The sequence below is a fragment of the Streptomyces aurantiacus genome (genome assembly GCF_027107535.1).
GTDB lineage: Bacteria > Actinomycetota > Actinomycetes > Streptomycetales > Streptomycetaceae > Streptomyces.
The window spans coordinates 680,547-698,701 of the sequence record NZ_CP114283.1; the positions used below are offsets into that span (position 1 = coordinate 680,547).

The following is an 18,155-nucleotide window of genomic DNA, read 5'->3' on the forward strand; positions in this document are numbered from 1 at the left end:
CCCCGCAAGGGACTGAGCCCCGTATAGGGGACAGAGGAGCCACTGAGCATGGGACTCGAAGAAAAGCTGCCGAGCGGCTTCCTGCTGACCACCGTCGAGCAGGCCGCGGGGTGGGTGCGCAAGTCGTCCGTCTTTCCCGCCACCTTCGGCCTCGCCTGCTGCGCCATCGAGATGATGACGACGGGCGCGGGCCGCTACGACCTGGCGCGCTTCGGCATGGAGGTCTTCCGCGGCTCGCCGCGGCAGGCCGACCTGATGATCGTCGCCGGACGCGTCAGCCAGAAGATGGCGCCGGTCCTGAGGCAGGTCTACGACCAGATGCCGAACCCGAAGTGGGTGATCTCCATGGGGGTTTGTGCGTCGTCGGGCGGCATGTTCAACAACTACGCGATCGTGCAGGGCGTCGATCACATCGTCCCTGTCGATATCTACCTGCCCGGCTGTCCGCCGAGGCCCGAGATGCTGATGGACGCGATTCTCAAGCTCCACCAGAAGATCCAGTCCTCGAAGCTCGGCGTGAACGCCGAGGAAGCGGCCCGCGAGGCGGAGGAAGCGGCGCTCAAGGCGCTCCCCACCATCGAGATGAAGGGGCTGCTGCGGTGAGCGACGCGAACGGCAACGGCACGAACCCCGAGAAGGACCTCGGCGCCTCCAACCTGCCGGGCCAGCGCGGCGACGGCGGGGAGGAGATCCGCGTCCAGCGCGGCATGTTCGGCGCCAACAACGGCGGGGACACCTCCGGCTACGGCGGCCTGGTCCGCTCGATCCGTCTTCCCGGCCCGGCGTCCCGCCCGTACGGCGGCTGGTTCGACGAGGTCGCCGACGAGCTCGAGGGCGCCCTGGAGGAACAGGGGCTCGTCCCGGAGAACGCGATCGAGAAGACGATCGTCGACCGCGACGAGATGACCTTCCACATCGACCGCGAGCACCTGCTCCGCGTCGCCCGGACCCTGCGCGACGACCCGGCCCTGCGCTTCGAGCTGTGCACCGGAGTGAGCGGAGTCCACTACCCGCAGGACAAGGGCCGCGAGCTGCACGCCGTCTACCACCTGCGCTCGATCACCCACAACCGGCTGATCCGCCTCGAAGTCAGCGCCCCGGACAGTGACCCGCGCATCCCGTCCCTCGTCTCGGTCTATCCGACGAACGACTGGCACGAGCGCGAGACGTACGACTTCTTCGGCATCGTCTTCGAGGGCCACCCGGCACTGACGCGGATCATGATGCCGGACGACTGGCAGGGCTTTCCGCAGCGCAAGGACTATCCCCTCGGCGGCATCGCCGTCGAGTACAAGGGCGCCCAGATCCCGGCTCCGGACCAGCGGAGGTCGTACTCATGAGCACGTCGCACGCATCAGCCGCCTCCGCGCGCGAGACCACCGAGGGCCACGTCTACACGGTCACCGGCGGCGACTGGGACGAGGTCGTCCAGACCGCGGCCAAGGCCGACGACGAGCGCATCGTCGTCAACATGGGCCCCCAGCACCCGTCCACGCACGGCGTGCTCCGGCTCATCCTCGAGATCGACGGCGAGACGGTCACCGAGGCCCGCTGCGGCATCGGCTACCTGCACACCGGCATCGAGAAGAACCTCGAGTTCCGTACGTGGACACAGGGCACCACCTTCGTGACGCGCATGGACTACCTGACGTCCTTCTTCAACGAGACCGCGTACTGCCTGGCCGTCGAGAAGCTCCTCGGCATCGAGGACCAGGTCCCGGACCGCGCGACGATCATCCGGGTGCTCCTGATGGAGCTGAACCGGCTCTCCTCGCACCTGGTGTGCATCGCCACCGGCGGCATGGAGCTCGGCGCCACCACGATCATGATCTACGGCTTCCGTGATCGTGAACTGATTCTCGACATCTACGAGCTGATCACCGGCCTGCGCATGAACCACGCGTTCATCCGGCCCGGCGGCCTCGCCCAGGACCTGCCCCCGGGCGCGGTGGACCAGATCCGCGAGTTCGTGAAGAAGATGCAGAAGAACCTTCCCGAGTACGACAAGCTCGCCACCGGGAACCCCATCTTCAAGGCCCGTATGCAGGACATCGGCCACCTCGACCTGGCCGGCTGCATGGCCCTGGGTGCCACGGGTCCGATCCTGCGGTCCGCGGGCCTCCCGCACGACCTGCGCAAGGCGCAGCCGTACTGCGGCTACGAGACGTACGACTTCGACGTCCCGACCACCGACACCTGCGACGCGTACGGGCGCTTCCTCATCCGGCTGGAGGAGATGCGCCAGTCGCTGGCGATCGTCGAGCAGTGCCTGGACCGGTTGCAGCCCGGTCCGGTCATGGTCACCGACAAGAAGATCGCCTGGCCCGCCCAGCTCGCGCTCGGCCCCGACGGCCTCGGCAACTCGCTCGACCACATCAAGAAGATCATGGGCACCTCCATGGAGGCCCTGATCCACCACTTCAAGCTGGTGACCGAGGGCTTCCGCGTACCGCCGGGACAGGCGTACGCGGCCGTCGAGTCACCCAAGGGGGAACTCGGGGTGCACGCCGTGTCCGACGGAGGCACCCGCCCCTACCGGGTCCACTACCGGGACCCGTCCTTCACCAATCTGCAGGCCATGGCGGCGATGTGCGAGGGCGGCCAGGTCGCCGACGTCATCGTCGCCGTCGCGTCCATCGACCCCGTGATGGGAGGCGTCGACCGGTGACCACCACTCCTTCCGAGCAGGGCGTACAGCCGCAGGGCGTCAGCCTGGGCATGCCCCAACTGCCCCCGCCCGCGTACCCGGACGACGTCCGGGCCCGGCTCGAGGCGGACGCGCGCGAGGTCATCGCCCGCTACCCGGACTCCCGGTCCGCCCTCCTTCCGCTGCTGCATCTCGTGCAGTCGGAGGAGGGCCATGTCACGCGCACCGGACAGCGGTTCTGCGCGGAGATGCTCGGCCTCACCACGGCCGAGGTGACCGCGGTCGCGACCTTCTACTCCATGTACCGCCGCAAGCCGAGCGGTGACTACCAGGTGGGCGTGTGCACCAACACGCTGTGCGCGGTCATGGGCGGCGACGCGATCTTCGAGGCACTCCAGGACCACCTCGGTGTCGGCAACGGCGAGACCACCGGCGACGGCTTGGTCACCCTGGAGCACATCGAGTGCAACGCGGCCTGCGACTTCGCGCCGGTCGTGATGGTCAACTGGGAGTTCTTCGACAACCAGACCGTGGCGAGCGCGAAGAGCCTCGTCGACGACCTGCGCGCGGGAACACAGGTCGAGCCGACGCGCGGTGCCCCCCTGTGCTCCTTCAAGGACACCGCCCGCATCCTGGCGGGCTTCCCCGACGAGCGGGCCGGCGCGGTCGAGGCGAGCGGCGGCGCGGGCCCCGCCTCGCTGATCGGCCTCCGGCTGGCCAAGGGGGAGACGGGCTCCGCCCGCGTCGTGCACCCGCGAGGGTCCGGAACTCCCCAGGACGAAGCGCCGCACGCCCCGTCCCCGGCCGAGCACCTCAGTTCGCACGACGCGCCGCAGGACACGGCGGCCTCCGACCCGGCCAACCCGGCCGGGCCCGCTGCCGAGGAGGGGGAGTGATGACCTTGTCCACTCAATACGGGGGCACCTCCCGGCCGGAGACCGGCGGTGAGAGCAGCCCCGAGAAGCTGCTCTCGCCGGTGCTGTCGGCCTTCTGGGACGAGGACAGGTCCTGGTCGCTGGACGTGTACCGCAGGCACGACGGGTACGAGGGCCTGCGCAAGGCGCTCGCCATGTCACCGGACGACCTCATCGCGTACGTGAAGGACTCCGGTCTGCGCGGGCGCGGCGGCGCGGGATTCCCCACCGGAATGAAATGGCAGTTCATTCCGCAGGGTGACGGAAAGCCTCACTATCTAGTTGTCAACGCCGACGAATCGGAACCGGGGACCTGTAAGGACATCCCGCTCCTCTTCGCGAACCCGCACAGCCTCATCGAGGGCATTGTGATCGCCTGTTATGCGATCCGGTCGTCGCATGCCTTCATCTATCTGCGGGGTGAAGTCGTCCCCGTGCTGCGTCGCCTGCACGAGGCCGTCCGCGAGGCCTACGCGGCGGGCTTCCTGGGCGAGAACATCCTGGGCAGCGGACTCGATCTCCAGCTCACCGTGCACGCGGGCGCGGGCGCGTACATCTGCGGTGAGGAGACCGCGCTGCTCGACTCGCTCGAAGGCCGCCGTGGACAACCGCGACTTCGTCCCCCTTTCCCTGCGGTCGCGGGTCTTTATGCCTGTCCGACTGTTGTGAACAACGTCGAGTCGATCGCGTCGGTTCCCGCGATTCTCCACAAGGGCAAAGAATGGTTCCGCTCGATGGGAAGCGAGAAGTCCCCGGGCTTCACGCTCTACTCGCTCAGCGGCCATGTCACCAGCCCCGGCCAGTACGAGGCTCCGCTCGGCATCACCCTCCGTCAGCTCCTCGACATGAGCGGCGGCATCCGGGCCGGACACCGCCTCAAGTTCTGGACGCCGGGCGGCTCCTCGACCCCGATGTTCACCGACGAGCACCTCGACGTCCCTCTTGACTACGAAGGAGTGGGCGCCGCGGGTTCCATGCTCGGCACGAAAGCACTCCAGTGCTTCGACGAGACGACCTGCGTCGTCCGGGCCGTCACACGCTGGACCGAGTTCTACGCCCACGAGTCCTGCGGCAAGTGCACGCCCTGCCGCGAGGGCACGTACTGGCTCGTCCAGCTGCTGCGCGACATCGAGGCGGGCAAGGGCGTCATGTCCGACCTCGACAAGCTGAACGACATCGCCGACAACATCAACGGCAAGTCCTTCTGCGCTCTCGGCGACGGCGCCGCCTCGCCGATCTTCTCCTCCCTCAAGTACTTCCGCGAGGAGTACGAGGAGCACATCACGGGACGCGGCTGCCCCTTCGACCCCGCCAAGTCGACGGCCTGGGCCGACAAGGACAAGCACACGGAGGTGAACGCATGACCGTGACCACAAGCGCTCCCTCCGGAGGCGGGGAGGCGGCGGTCCCGCCGGAGGATCTCGTCTCGCTGACCGTCGACGGCATCGAGATCAGCGTGCCCAAGGGCACCCTGGTCATCCGCGCCGCCGAGCAGCTCGGCATCGAGATCCCCCGCTTCTGCGACCACCCCCTCCTCGACCCGGCCGGTGCCTGCCGCCAGTGCATCGTCGAGGTCGAGGGCCAGCGCAAGCCCATGGCGTCCTGCACGATCACCTGTACGGACGGGATGGTCGTCAAGACCCACCTCACCTCTCCTGTCGCCGAGAAGGCCCAGAAGGGTGTGATGGAGCTCCTGCTCATCAACCACCCGCTGGACTGCCCGGTCTGCGACAAGGGCGGCGAGTGCCCCCTGCAGAACCAGGCCATGTCGCACGGCCACTCCGAGTCCCGCTTCGAGGGCAGGAAGCGCACCTACGAGAAGCCGGTACCGATCTCCACCCAGGTGCTGCTCGACCGTGAGCGGTGCGTGCTGTGCGCCCGCTGCACCCGGTTCTCCAACCAGGTCGCGGGCGACCCGATGATCGAGCTGATCGAGCGCGGTGCGCTCCAGCAGGTCGGCACCGGCGAGGGCGACCCCTTCGAGTCGTACTTCTCCGGGAACACCATCCAGATCTGCCCGGTCGGCGCGCTCACCTCTGCGGCGTACCGATTCCGCTCCCGGCCCTTCGACCTCGTCTCGTCGCCCTCGGTGTGCGAACACTGCTCCGGCGGCTGCGCGACCCGCACCGACCACCGCCGCGGCAAGGTCATGCGGCGCCTCGCGGCCAACGACCCCGAGGTCAACGAGGAGTGGATGTGCGACAAGGGACGGTTCGGCTTCCGGTACGCGCAGCAGCGTGACCGGCTGACGACGCCCCTGGTCCGCGGCGAGTCCGGGGCCCTGGAGCCCGCCTCGTGGCCCGAGGCACTGGAAGCGGCCGCGCAGGGACTCCTGGCCGCCCGCTCCCGGGCCGCTGTCCTCACCGGCGGCCGCCTGACCGTCGAGGACTCCTACGCGTACAGCAAGTTCGCGCGCGTGGCCCTCGACACGAACGACATCGACTTCCGCGCGCGCGTGCACAGCGGCGAGGAGGCCGACTTCCTGGCCGCCCGCGTCGCCGGACGCGGCCGGGACCTCGACGGTACGGGCGTCACGTACACCGCCCTGGAGAAGGCCCCCGCGGTCCTGCTCGCCGGATTCGAGTCCGAGGAGGAGGCGCCCGGCGTCTTCCTGAGGCTCCGCAAGGCGTGGCGCGGACACGGACAGCGAACCTTCGCGCTGGCCACGCACACGACCCCTGGCCTGGAGAAGGCGGGCGGCACGCTGCTGTCGGCCGCACCCGGCACCGAACCCGAGTGGCTGGACGCGCTCGCCTCCGGAGCCGGGCTGGAGGGCGAGGGCGCGAAGGCCGCCGAGGCTCTGCGCACCGAAGGCGCCGTCATCGTCGTCGGTGAGCGGCTGGCCTCCGTGGCCGGCGGGCTCACCGCCGCCGTACGGGCCGCCTCCGCGACCGGCGCCCGACTGGTGTGGATCCCGCGCCGGGCCGGTGAGCGCGGCGCCATCGAGGCGGGGGCGATGCCCTCGCTGCTGCCCGGCGGACGCCCTGCCACCGACCCGCGCGCGCGGGACGAGGTCATCCAGGCCTGGAAGATCGCCGCACTCCCGCACCGTCACGGACGGGACACCGGACAGATCGTCGAGGCAGCCGCCGCCGGTGAACTCTCCGCGCTCGTCGTGGCGGGCGTCGAGGTCGCCGACCTTCCCGACCCGCTGCGCGCGCGTGAGGCACTCTCCGCGGTGGGCTTCCTGGTGTCGCTGGAGCTGCGTCCCAGCGAGGTCACCGAGCACGCGGACGTCGTGTTCCCGGTCGCCGCGGTCGCCGAGAAGGCCGGCACCTTCCTCAACTGGGAAGGCCGGGCGCGTCTCTTCAAAGCCGCCCTCAAGCCCGACCAGATGACCCGCCGGGTGGCGCCCACCGACGCGCGTGTCCTGCAGATGCTGGCCGACGCCATGGACGTACACCTGGGACTGCCCGACCTGCGCACCGCGCGCGCGGAGCTGGACCGGCTCGGCGCATGGGACGGGCCGCGGGCCACCGAACCCGGCGAGGCCGCGGCCGTGCTGCCGCGTCCCGCCGCCGGGGAGGCCGTCCTCGCCGGACACCGGCTGCTGCTCGACCAGGGCCGCCTCCAGGAGGGCGACGAGGCACTCGCCGGGACCCGGCACGCCGCACACGCGCGCGTGTCGGCCGCCACGGCCGCCGAGGCAGGCGTCAAGGACGGCGACACGCTGGCCGTGACAGGACCCGCCGGGGTGGTCGAACTGCCGCTGCGGATCACGGAGATGCCGGACCGCGTGGTCTGGCTCCCGCTGAACTCCGCCGGGGGAGGCGTCGCCTCGGACACGGGCGCGCTGCCCGGCGCACTCGTCCGCATCGGACCGGCGACGCTCGCCACCGAGGCCCCCAAGGAGGTGGAGGCATGACCGGAAACCTCGCCGCGCCGGTGTACCTGGCCGCGGAGGACCTCTCCATGTTCGGCCGTGACCCCTGGTGGCTGGTCGTCATCAAGGCGGTCTTCTGCTTCGCCTTCCTGATGATCACCGTGCTCTTCTCCATCGTGTGGGAGCGCAAGGTCGTCGCCTGGATGCAGCTGCGCATCGGCCCCAACCGGCACGGCCCCTGGGGCATGCTCCAGTCGCTCGCCGACGGCGTGAAGCTGATGCTCAAGGAAGACCTGATCGTCAAGCGCGCGGACAAGGTGGTCTACGTCCTCGCGCCGATCGTGGCGGCCATCCCGGCCTTCATGGCGATCGCCGTGATCCCCTTCGGACCGGCCGGCAACGAGATCTCGATCCTCGGCCACCGCACGACGATGCAGCTCACCGACCTGCCGATCGCGATGCTCTACATCCTCGCGGTCGCCTCGGTGGGCATCTACGGCATCGTCCTCGCGGGCTGGTCGTCCGGGTCGACGTATCCGCTGCTCGGCGGTCTGCGTTCGTGTGCGCAGATGATCTCGTACGAGATCGCCATGGGCGCCGCGTTCGCGTCGGTGTTCCTGTACTCCGGTTCGATGTCGACCTCGGAGATCGTCGCCCAGCAGCAGGACCGCTGGTACATCCTGCTGCTGCCGGTGTCGTTCCTGATCTACGTCGTGACGATGATCGGTGAGACCAACCGGGCCCCGTTCGACATGCCGGAGTCCGAGGGCGACCTGGTCGGCGGCTTCAACACCGAGTACTCGTCCATCAAGTTCGCGCTGTTCATGCTCGCCGAGTACGTGAACATGGTGACCGTCTCGGCGGTCTCCGTGACGCTCTTCCTGGGCGGCTGGCGGGCCCCGTGGCCGATCAGCACCTTCTGGGAGGGCGCGAACCACGGCTGGTGGCCGATGCTCTGGTTCGTCATCAAGGTCCAGCTGCTGTTGTTCTTCTTCATCTGGCTGCGCGGCACGCTGCCGCGTGTCCGTTACGACCAGCTGATGAAGCTCGGCTGGAAGGTCCTGATCCCGGTCTCGGTGGTCTGGCTGATGCTCGTCGCGACCGTACGGACGCTTCGCAACGAGAACTACGACTTCGCCGACATCGCCCTGTACGTGGCCGGCGCCGTCCTCGTCCTGTTGTTGCTCTCCTTCGTCGCCGACATGTACCGCGACCGCAAGGGCGCCAAGGAGGCGCCGGAGGAACCCGTCGCCTTCGACCCCATGGCGGGCGGGTTCCCCGTGCCGCCACTGCCGGGACAGGAGCTGCCGCCGGTACCCCGGCGCCGCCCGCGCCGGGAGCGGGAGTTGATTGTCAGTGGCGGACCCGATACTGCCAGTGACGGACCCGATGGACCTCGTGACGGAAAGGAGGCGTCCGATGGCTGATGAGCAGAAGGAGACCAAACCCGGTTTCCAGAACCCCGTCGCAGGCTTCGGCGTGACCTTCAAGGCCATGTTCAAGAAGCGGCTGACCGAGCAGTATCCGGAGCAGCAGAAGACCACAGCCCCGCGCTTCCACGGCCGGCACCAGCTCAACCGCCATCCGGACGGCCTGGAGAAGTGCATCGGCTGCGAGCTGTGCGCCTGGGCCTGCCCCGCGGACGCCATCTACGTGGAGGGCGCGGAGAACACCGAGGAGGAGCGCTACTCCCCGGGCGAGCGGTACGGGCGGGTCTACCAGATCAACTACGCCCGCTGCATCCTGTGCGGCCTGTGCATCGAGGCGTGCCCCACGCGCGCGCTCACGATGACCAACGAGTTCGAGCTGGCCGACAGCAGCCGCGCCAACCTCATCTACACCAAGGAGCAGCTGCTCGCCGGCCTGGAGGAGGGCATGGTCGAGTCTCCGCACTCGATCTTCCCGGGCATGGACGAGCAGGACTACTACCGGGGGCTGGTCACCGAGGCCGCGCCGGGCACGGAACCGCAGGTCGCCCACTCCAAGAGCGAGGTCCCGCAGGACGGCTCCTCGACCTTCGGCGAGGACGAGCCCGCGTCGGGGCAGGTGATCGGCCGATGAGCGCGCACCTCGCCGCCCACTCCAGCTCGCTGGCGGCCTATTCGACCTCCACCGGTGAGGCCGTCCAGTTCTGGGTTCTCGGTACCGTCGCCGTGATCGGCGCCCTGTGCACCGTCTTCATGAAGAAGGCCGTGCACAGCGCGCTCTGCCTCGCCGGAACCATGATCGTCCTGGCGGTGTTCTACCTCGCCAACGGCGCGTACTTCCTGGGCATCGTGCAGGTCGTCGTCTACACCGGCGCGATCATGATGCTGTTCCTCTTCGTGGTCATGCTCGTCGGTGTCACCGCGGCGGACTCCCTGAAGGAGACCATCAAGGGCCAGCGCTGGCTGGCCCTCGTGTGCGGCCTCGGCTTCGGCATCCTGCTGTGCGCGGGCATCGGAAACGCGTCGCTGAAGGAGTTCAACGGCCTGGCCCAGGCCAACTCCGCCGGCAACGTGGAAGGGCTCGCCACCCTCATCTTCACGAAGTACGTCTTCGCCTTCGAGATCACCGGCGCCCTGCTCATCACGGCCGCCGTCGGCGCCATGGTGCTCACCCACCGCGAGCGCACCGAGCGGGCGAAGACCCAGCGCGAGCTGGCCGGGGAACGCGTACGCGCGAACAAGCAGCTGCCGCCGCTGCCCGCCCCCGGCGTCTACGCCCGGCACAACGCGGTGGACATCGCCGGTCTCCTCCCGGACGGCACCCCGTCCGAGCTCACCGTCATCAAGACGCTGCGTGACCGCGGCCAGATCCGCGACGTGTCGAACGAGGCGATCAACGACCTCAAGGCCCTGGAGCAGCGCTCCGAGGAGCGGCTCGGCCGCGAGGACCGTGAAGAGGAGGCCGCGAAGTGAACCCCGTCAACTACCTCTACCTCGCCGCCCTGTTGTTCACGATCGGCGCCACAGGCGTCCTGATCAGGCGTAACGCGATCGTGGTGTTCATGTGCGTCGAGCTCATGCTCAACGCGTGCAACCTCGCGTTCGTCGCCTTCTCCCGGATGCACGGCAATCTCGACGGCCAGATCATCGCCTTCTTCACGATGGTTGTCGCCGCCGCGGAGGTCGTGGTCGGGCTCGCGATCATCGTGTCGCTGTTCCGTTCCCGCCACTCGGCCTCGGTCGACGACGCCAGCCTGATGAAGCTGTAAGGGGTCGCTGAACCGTGAGTAACGCTGAGAACCTCATTGCGCTGCTTGTCGCGGCGCCTCTGCTCGGAGCGGCCGTACTGCTGTGCGGCGGCAGGCGGCTCGACGCCGTCGGCCACTGGATCGGCACGGTCCTCGCGTCCGCCTCCTTCGTGATCGGCGCGATCCTCTTCGCCGACATGCTGGGCAAGGACGCCGAGCACCGGGCCATCGGCCAGCACCTGTTCAGCTGGATTCCCGTCGAGGGCTTCCAGGCCGACATCGCCTTCCAGCTCGACCAGTTGTCGATGACCTTCGTGCTGCTGATCACGGGCGTCGGCTCGCTGATCCACGTGTACTCGATCGGGTACATGGAGCACGACGAGCGGCGCCGCCGCTTCTTCGGTTACCTGAACCTGTTCCTCGCGGCGATGCTGGTGCTCGTCCTCGCCGACAACTACCTGCTGCTGTACGTCGGCTGGGAGGGCGTGGGTCTCGCCTCGTACCTGCTCATCGGCTTCTGGCAGCACAAGCCCAGCGCCGCCACCGCCGCGAAGAAGGCCTTCCTGGTCAACCGCGTCGGCGACATGGGCCTGTCGATCGCCATCATGCTCATGTTCACCACCTTCGGGACCTTCGCCTTCGGGCCGGTCCTGGAGGCCACCGGTGAGACGAGCGAGGGCAAGCTCACCGCCATCGCGCTGATGCTGCTGCTCGCCGCCTGCGGCAAGTCCGCCCAGGTGCCGCTGCAGTCCTGGCTCGGGGACGCGATGGAGGGCCCGACCCCGGTCTCGGCCCTCATCCACGCCGCGACGATGGTGACGGCGGGCGTGTACCTGATCGTCCGCTCCGCCGACATCTTCAACGCCTCCCCGGACGCCCAGCTCGTCACCACCGTGGTCGGCGCGGTCACGCTCCTCTTCGGTGCGATCGTCGGTTGTGCCAAGGACGACATCAAGAAGGCGCTCGCCGGTTCGACCATGTCGCAGATCGGCTACATGGTCCTCGCCGCGGGCCTCGGCCCCATCGGCTACGTCTTCGCGATCATGCACCTGGTGACGCACGGCTTCTTCAAGGCCGGGCTCTTCCTCGGCGCCGGTTCGGTCATGCACGGCATGAACGACGAGGTCGACATGAGGAAGTACGGCGGCCTCAGGAAGTACATGCCGGTCACCTTCGTGACGTTCGGCCTCGGCTACCTGGCCATCATCGGCTTCCCGGGTCTGTCCGGCTTCTTCTCCAAGGACAAGATCATCGAGGCGGCGTTCGCCAAGGGTGGCACCGAGGGCTGGATCCTCGGCGGCGTGGCCCTGCTGGGCGCGGCCATCACGGCGTTCTACATGACGCGCGTGATGCTGATGACGTTCTTCGGTGAGGAGCGTTGGAGGAACCGGCCGACCGCCTCCCCGGCGGAGGCGGACGCGGAACCGGCCGCCGAGCACCACGGAGCACACGCCGAACCGCACCCGCACGAGTCCCCCCGGTCCATGACGATCCCCATGATCGTGCTGGCCTTCGGATCGGTCTTCGCGGGCGCCTTCTTCGGCATCGGCGACCGCTTCGTGCACTGGCTGGAGCCCGTCACCGACCACGCGCACGGGCACCCGCCGATCGGCGCGACGACGGTCACGGCCTCCACGGTGGCCGTGATGGTCATCGGTGTCGGCCTCGCGTACCTCCAGTACGGGCGCCGTCCCGTTCCGGTCGTCGCCCCACGCGGCTCCCTGCTCACCCGGGCCGCCCGGCGCGACCTCCTCCAGGACGACTTCAACCACGTCGTCCTCGTGCGCGGTGGCGAGCACCTCACGCGCTCCCTGGTGTACGTCGACCACACCCTGGTCGACGGGGTCGTCAACGGCACGGCGGCCTCGATGGGCGGTCTGTCCGGACGGCTCCGAAAGCTGCAGAACGGCTACGCGCGCTCGTACGCCGTCTCGATGTTCGGCGGTGCGGCGATCCTCATCGCCGCGACCCTGCTGATGAGGGCGGTCTGATACCGATGTCCTTTCCTCTGCTGACAGCGACGGCGGCGCTCCCGGCGATCGGGGCCATCGCCACGGCCGCCGTGCCGGCCGCGCGCCGCACCGCCGCCAAGTGGCTGGCGCTGCTCGTCTCGCTCGCCACCCTGGTCCTCGCCGTCGTCGTCCTGGTCCGCTTCGACCCCGACGGCGACCGCTACCAGCTCACCGAATCGCACGCCTGGATCAAGGACTTCGGGGTGCGGTACGAGCTGGGTGTGGACGGCATCGCGGTGGCGCTGATCGCGCTGACCGCCCTGCTGATCCCGTTCATCATCCTCGCGGGCTGGCACGACGCCGACCCGCTGGAGACCCACAGCAGCCGCTGGCGGCCGACGCAGGGCTTCTTCGCCCTGATCCTCGGCGTCGAGGCGATGGTGATCATCTCCTTCGAGGCCACCGACGTCTTCCTCTTCTACATCTTCTTCGAAGCCATGCTCATCCCGATGTACTTCCTCATCGGCGGCTTCGGAGACCGTGCCCACGCGGGCTCGGACGAGCACGCGGCGGCGCAGCGCTCGTACGCCGCCGTGAAGTTCCTCCTCTACAACCTGGTCGGCGGCCTGATCATGCTGGCCGCAGTGATCGGCCTCTACGTGGTGGCCGGGAACTTCTCGCTCCAGGAGATCGCCGAGGCCCGGGCCAACGGTTCGCTGGACATGGCGACCAACACCGAACGATGGCTCTTCCTGGGCTTCTTCTTCGCCTTCGCGGTGAAGGCGCCCCTGTGGCCGCTCCACACCTGGCTGCCCAACGCCATGGGGGAGGCCACCGCCCCGGTCGCCGTACTGATCACGGCGGTGGTCGACAAGGTCGGCACCTTCGCGATGCTCCGCTTCTGCCTCCAGCTCTTCCCGGAGGCCTCGAAGTGGGCGACGCCGGCCATCCTCGTACTCGCCCTGATCAGCATCATCTACGGGGCGCTGCTCGCGGTCGGCCAGCGCGACATCAAGCGGCTGGTGGCGTACGCGTCGATCTCGCACTTCGGCTTCATCATCATGGGCATCTTCGCGATGACCAGCCAGGGGCAGTCGGGCGCGACGCTCTACATGGTCAACCACGGGATCTCGACCGCCGCACTGATGCTGGTGGCCGGCTTCCTGATCTCGCGGCGGGGCTCGCGCCTGATCGCCGACTACGGAGGGGTGCAGAAGGTCGCACCGGTACTCGCCGGCACCTTCCTGATCGGCAGCCTCGCGACGCTGTCGCTGCCGGGACTCGCACCGTTCGTGAGTGAGTTCCTGGTCCTGGTCGGTACGTTCGCCCGCTACCCGGTGATCGGGATCATCGCCACCTTCGGCATCGTCCTCGCCGCGCTCTACACCCTCGTCCTCTACCAGCGGACGATGACGGGCCCGGTGAAGCCCGAGGTGTCGGCCATGCCCGACCTCAGGGTGCGCGAGCTCGCGGTGGTCGCCCCGCTGATCGCCCTGCTGATCTTCCTCGGCGTCTACCCGAAGCCCCTCACCGACATCGTCAACCCGGCGGTCAGACAGACCATGTCCGACGTGCACCAGAAAGACCCGAAGCCTGACGTGGAGGCCGCCAAGTGAGCGCAACAGCCGTCCACAGCCTGTGGACAATGGCGGCGGACCCGATCGACAAGATCGACGCGCCGAACATCGAGTACGGGCAGCTGTCGCCCACCCTGATCGTCATCGGAGCGGCGATCATCGGGATCCTGGTCGAGGCGTTCGTGCCCCGCAAGTCCCGCTACTACGTCCAGCTCTTCGTGTCCGTCGTCGCCCTCGCCGCCGCCTTCGCCGCGGTCGTGGGACTCGCGGCGAGCGGATACGGCACCACGAAGGCCGGCATCGCCGCGATGGGCGCCATCGCGGTGGACGGACCCTCGCTGTTCCTTCAGGGCACGATCCTGCTGGCCGGTGTGCTCGGCGTGTTCACGTTCGCCGAGCGGCGCCTCGACCCGGTGGCGCACGGCAACCGCGTCGACTCGTTCGCCGCGCAGGCCGCGTCCGTGCCGGGCAGCGACAGTGAGAAGTCCGCGGTCAAGGCCGGGTTCACCACCACCGAGGTGTTCCCGCTGCTGCTCTTCGCGATCGGCGGCATGCTCGTCTTCCCGTCGGCGAACGACCTGCTGACGCTGTTCATCGCGCTGGAAGTCTTCTCGCTGCCGCTCTACCTGCTGTGTGCCGTGGCCCGCCGCAAGCGGATCATGTCGCAGGAGGCCGCGGTCAAGTACTTCCTGCTCGGCGCCTTCGCGTCCGCGTTCACCCTCTTCGGCATCGCCCTGCTCTACGGCTACGCCGGTTCGGTGTCGTACGCCACGATCGCGCAGGTCGTCGACGGCACGGTCGAGACGGTCAACCCCGCACTCGCCGACACCATGGGCAACGACGCGCTGCTGCTCATCGGCGCCGCGATGGTCGTCATGGGCCTGCTGTTCAAGGTCGGCGCCGTGCCGTTCCACATGTGGACCCCGGACGTCTACCAGGGCGCGCCGACCCCGGTGACCGGCTTCATGGCCGCGGCGACCAAGGTGGCCGCGTTCGGCGCGCTGCTGCGGCTGCTGTACGTCGTACTGCCGGGCCTGCGCTGGGACTGGCGGCCGGTGATGATGGGCGTCGCGGTCGTCACCATGCTGGGCGGCGCGATCGTCGCGATCACCCAGACCGACATCAAGCGCCTCCTCGCGTACTCGTCGATCGCGCACGCGGGATTCATCCTCGCGGGTGTCATCGCGACCACGCCGGACGGTGTCTCGTCGGTGCTCTTCTACCTGGGCGCGTACTCCTTCGTGACGATCGGCGCGTTCGCGGTGGTCACCCTCGTACGGGACGCGGGCGGCGAGGCCACGCACCTGTCCAAGTGGGCCGGTCTCGGGCGCAGGTCGCCACTGGTGGCGGCCGTGTTCGCGGTCTTCCTGCTGGCCTTCGCGGGCATCCCGCTGACCTCCGGGTTCTCGGGCAAGTTCGCCGTGTTCAAGGCGGCGGCCGAGGGCGGCGCGGGCTCGCTGGTCGTGGTCGGTGTGATCTCGTCGGCCATCGCGGCGTTCTTCTACATCCGCGTGATCGTGCTGATGTTCTTCAGCGAGCCGCGTCCGGAGGGACCGACGGTCGCCGTGCCGTCGCCCCTGACGATGACGGCCATCGCGGTGGGTGTGGCGGTCACACTGGTGCTCGGTGTCGCACCGCAGTACTTCCTCGATCTGGCAGGGCAGGCGGGCGTCTTCGTCCGCTGACGGCGGCCCCGGCGGACGTCACCGTCCGCCGGCGGCGTGGTGCTCGGGCCCCGGTTCCGTTGGGAACCGGGGCCCGAGGCGTTCTTTCGAGACGGCATCGGCGGATGCGTTCCGCAGATGTTCCGTCGCAGCCTGTGGATAACCCTGGGGCTGTCGGTGCGGACCCCTATCGTGGACGCAGTGGTCGAGGCACGACGTACGGGGGACGGGACGATGGGCGGGACGGGTGTGATGACAGAGGTGGCGGAGAGCGAAGCGCTCGGCACGCTCCACCGGGTCTTCGGTTACGAGACCTTCCGAGGCGAGCAGGAAGCCGTCATCGAGCATGTGGTGAGCGGCGGGGACGCGGTCGTCCTCATGCCGACGGGCGGCGGCAAGTCGCTGTGCTACCAGATCCCGGCCCTGGTCAGACCGGGTACGGGCGTGGTCGTCTCCCCTCTCATCGCACTGATGCAGGACCAGGTGGACGCGCTGAGGGCACTCGGCGTGCGCGCCGGGTTCATGAACTCGACGCAGGACTTCGACGAGCGGCGGGTGGTCGAGGCCGAGTTCCTCGCGGGCGAGCTCGACCTGATCTACCTCGCACCGGAGCGGCTGCGCCTGGAGTCCACCCTCGACCTCCTCAAGCGCGGCAAGATCTCCGTCTTCGCGATCGACGAGGCGCACTGCGTGTCCCAGTGGGGCCACGACTTCCGCCCCGACTACCTGTCACTCTCGCTGCTGGGCGAGCGCTGGCCGGACGTACCGCGGATCGCGCTGACCGCGACAGCCACGCACGCCACGCACCAGGAGATCACCCAGCGTCTGGGCATGCCGGAGGCCCGGCACTTCGTGGCCAGCTTCGACCGGCCCAACATCCAGTACCGGATCGTGCCGAAGGCCGACCCCAAGAAGCAGCTGCTGTCCTTCCTCAAGGAGGAGCACCCGGGCGACGCGGGCATCGTGTACTGCCTCTCGCGCAACTCCGTCGAGAAGACGGCCGAGTTCCTCGCCCGCAACGGCATCGCGGCGGTCCCGTACCACGCGGGCCTCGACGCGGGCACGCGCGCCGCCCACCAGTCGCGGTTCCTGCGCGAGGACGGCCTCGTGGTGTGCGCGACCATCGCCTTCGGCATGGGCATCGACAAGCCGGACGTCCGGTTCGTCGCCCACCTCGACCTGCCGAAGTCCGTCGAGGGCTACTACCAGGAGACGGGCCGCGCCGGCCGCGACGGACTGCCGTCCACGGCCTGGATGGCCTACGGCCTGAACGACGTCATACAGCAGCGCAAGATGATCCAGTCGAGCGAGGGCGACGAGGCGTTCCGGCGCCGGGCGGCCGCGCACCTCGAAGCGATGCTCGCCCTCTGCGAGACCGCCCAGTGCCGGCGCGGCCAGCTGCTCGCCTACTTCGGCCAGGATCCCGTGACCGAGGCCTGTGGGAACTGCGACACGTGCCTGGTCCCGCCCGAGACCTGGGACGGCACGGTCGCGGCCCAGAAGGTGCTGTCCACCGTGGTGCGGCTGCAGCGCGAGCGGGGACAGAAGTTCGGGGCGATCCAGATCGTCGACATCCTCCTCGGACGCAAGACGGCCAAGGTCATCCAGTTCGACCACGACCAGCTGTCCGTGTTCGGCATCGGCGAGGAACTGGCTGAGGGCGAATGGCGCGGCGTCGTACGGCAGATGCTGGCCCAGGGCCTCCTCGCGGTCGAGGGCGCGTACGGGACGCTGGTACTGACCGAGGCGAGCGGCACGGTGCTGCGGCGCGAGAGGGACGTGCCACTGCGCAAGGAGCAGCCGAAGCCGGCTTCCTCCCGCGGCTCGTCGGCCTCGTCGGGCTCGTCCGGCTCCCGGGCCGAGCGCAAGGCCAAGGCGGCGGCAGCGGCGGCCGAGATGCCCTCCGAGCTGCTCCCCGCCTTCGAGGCCCTGCGCGCATGGCGTGCCGGGCAGGCCAAGGAACAGGGCGTCCCGGCGTACGTCATCTTCCACGACGCCACGCTGCGGGAGATCGCCACACTGTGGCCCGCCTCCGTCGCGGAGCTCGGCGGCATCAGCGGGATCGGCGAGAAGAAGCTCGCGACGTACGGAGAGGGCGTGGTCGGGGTGCTCGCGTCCCTGGAGCGGCCTTCCGGGGCCGCGGCGGGTGCGGGGAGCGGCGACGGACCGGCGCCGGAGGCTGCTCCGAGGGACGACGACCCGGGGCTGCACTGGCCCGAGATGGACGCGGAGCCCGAGCCGGAGGACTGGATATAAGCAGCTCCGTCGGCCGAGGCGGCCCATTCGGAATCCGTCCGGGCGGAGGCGCATCTCGGAAGCTCTTCGGGTGGTGGCCGCGTTCGGTGCGGGTGCGGGTGCTGGGTGCTGGGTGCTGGGTGCTGGGTGTGAGGCCCGTGCGGTCCA

At 69.1% G+C, this 18,155-nt stretch carries 14 protein-coding genes; all 14 read left to right on the plus strand.

Features of this window, described 5'->3' with window-relative positions:
• The first annotated feature begins 48 nt into the window (after window positions 1-48).
• The 14 genes from O1Q96_RS04760 to recQ all read left to right on the plus strand — a co-directional run bounded on the left by O1Q96_RS04760 (window position 49) and on the right by recQ (window position 18,008).
• The gene (locus tag O1Q96_RS04760) at window positions 49-603 is read left to right on the plus strand and encodes a NuoB/complex I 20 kDa subunit family protein (protein ID WP_018528252.1); all 555 of its coding nucleotides are present in this window, start codon (window positions 49-51) and stop codon (window positions 601-603) included.
• Window positions 600-1,340, plus strand: coding sequence for an NADH-quinone oxidoreductase subunit C (locus tag O1Q96_RS04765; RefSeq protein WP_269247006.1), 741 nt, complete (start codon window positions 600-602; stop codon window positions 1,338-1,340). Before O1Q96_RS04760 ends, O1Q96_RS04765 begins: the two co-directional genes overlap by 4 nt.
• Window positions 1,337-2,668: an NADH-quinone oxidoreductase subunit D gene (locus O1Q96_RS04770; RefSeq protein WP_217453059.1), complete on the plus strand. Its 1,332-nt coding sequence runs from the start codon at window positions 1,337-1,339 to the stop codon at window positions 2,666-2,668. Before O1Q96_RS04765 ends, O1Q96_RS04770 begins: the two co-directional genes overlap by 4 nt.
• On the plus strand, window positions 2,665-3,543 hold the full coding sequence (gene nuoE, locus O1Q96_RS04775) for an NADH-quinone oxidoreductase subunit NuoE (protein ID WP_269247007.1): 879 nt from the start codon (window positions 2,665-2,667) through the stop codon (window positions 3,541-3,543). Before O1Q96_RS04770 ends, nuoE begins: the two co-directional genes overlap by 4 nt.
• Window positions 3,543-4,925 carry an NADH-quinone oxidoreductase subunit NuoF gene (nuoF, locus tag O1Q96_RS04780; RefSeq protein WP_269247008.1) on the plus strand — a complete coding sequence of 461 codons (1,383 nt, stop codon included), beginning with the start codon at window positions 3,543-3,545 and terminating at the stop codon, window positions 4,923-4,925. Before nuoE ends, nuoF begins: the two co-directional genes overlap by 1 nt.
• The gene (locus O1Q96_RS04785; protein ID WP_269247009.1) at window positions 4,922-7,426 is read left to right on the plus strand and encodes an NADH-quinone oxidoreductase subunit G; all 2,505 of its coding nucleotides are present in this window, start codon (window positions 4,922-4,924) and stop codon (window positions 7,424-7,426) included. The genes nuoF and O1Q96_RS04785 overlap by 4 nt, the downstream gene beginning before the upstream one ends.
• Entirely contained in the window at window positions 7,423-8,811 is a 1,389-nt protein-coding gene (gene nuoH, locus O1Q96_RS04790) for an NADH-quinone oxidoreductase subunit NuoH (RefSeq protein WP_269247010.1), read from the plus strand. The genes O1Q96_RS04785 and nuoH overlap by 4 nt, the downstream gene beginning before the upstream one ends.
• Window positions 8,804-9,445: an NADH-quinone oxidoreductase subunit NuoI gene (nuoI, locus tag O1Q96_RS04795; protein WP_269247011.1), complete on the plus strand. Its 642-nt coding sequence runs from the start codon at window positions 8,804-8,806 to the stop codon at window positions 9,443-9,445. Before nuoH ends, nuoI begins: the two co-directional genes overlap by 8 nt.
• Window positions 9,442-10,284, plus strand: a complete 843-nt coding sequence (locus tag O1Q96_RS04800; protein WP_269247012.1) for an NADH-quinone oxidoreductase subunit J — start codon at window positions 9,442-9,444, stop codon at window positions 10,282-10,284. The genes nuoI and O1Q96_RS04800 overlap by 4 nt, the downstream gene beginning before the upstream one ends.
• Window positions 10,281-10,580, plus strand: a complete 300-nt coding sequence (gene nuoK, locus O1Q96_RS04805; RefSeq protein ID WP_004927567.1) for an NADH-quinone oxidoreductase subunit NuoK — start codon at window positions 10,281-10,283, stop codon at window positions 10,578-10,580. The genes O1Q96_RS04800 and nuoK overlap by 4 nt, the downstream gene beginning before the upstream one ends.
• A 14-nt stretch (window positions 10,581-10,594) precedes the next feature.
• Complete coding sequence (nuoL, locus tag O1Q96_RS04810) at window positions 10,595-12,550, plus strand: NADH-quinone oxidoreductase subunit L (RefSeq protein WP_269247013.1); 1,956 nt, start codon at window positions 10,595-10,597, stop codon at window positions 12,548-12,550.
• A 5-nt stretch (window positions 12,551-12,555) separates the two neighbouring features.
• Complete coding sequence (locus O1Q96_RS04815) at window positions 12,556-14,127, plus strand: NADH-quinone oxidoreductase subunit M (protein ID WP_269247014.1); 1,572 nt, start codon at window positions 12,556-12,558, stop codon at window positions 14,125-14,127.
• A complete protein-coding gene (nuoN, locus tag O1Q96_RS04820) occupies window positions 14,124-15,773 on the plus strand; it encodes an NADH-quinone oxidoreductase subunit NuoN (protein WP_269247015.1) in 1,650 nt (549 codons plus the stop codon). Before O1Q96_RS04815 ends, nuoN begins: the two co-directional genes overlap by 4 nt.
• Before the next feature lie 213 nt (window positions 15,774-15,986).
• Window positions 15,987-18,008 (plus strand): DNA helicase RecQ, encoded by a 2,022-nt coding sequence (recQ, locus tag O1Q96_RS04825; RefSeq protein WP_269253475.1) that lies wholly within the window; start codon window positions 15,987-15,989, stop codon window positions 18,006-18,008.
• Window positions 18,009-18,155: the final 147 nt, after the last annotated feature.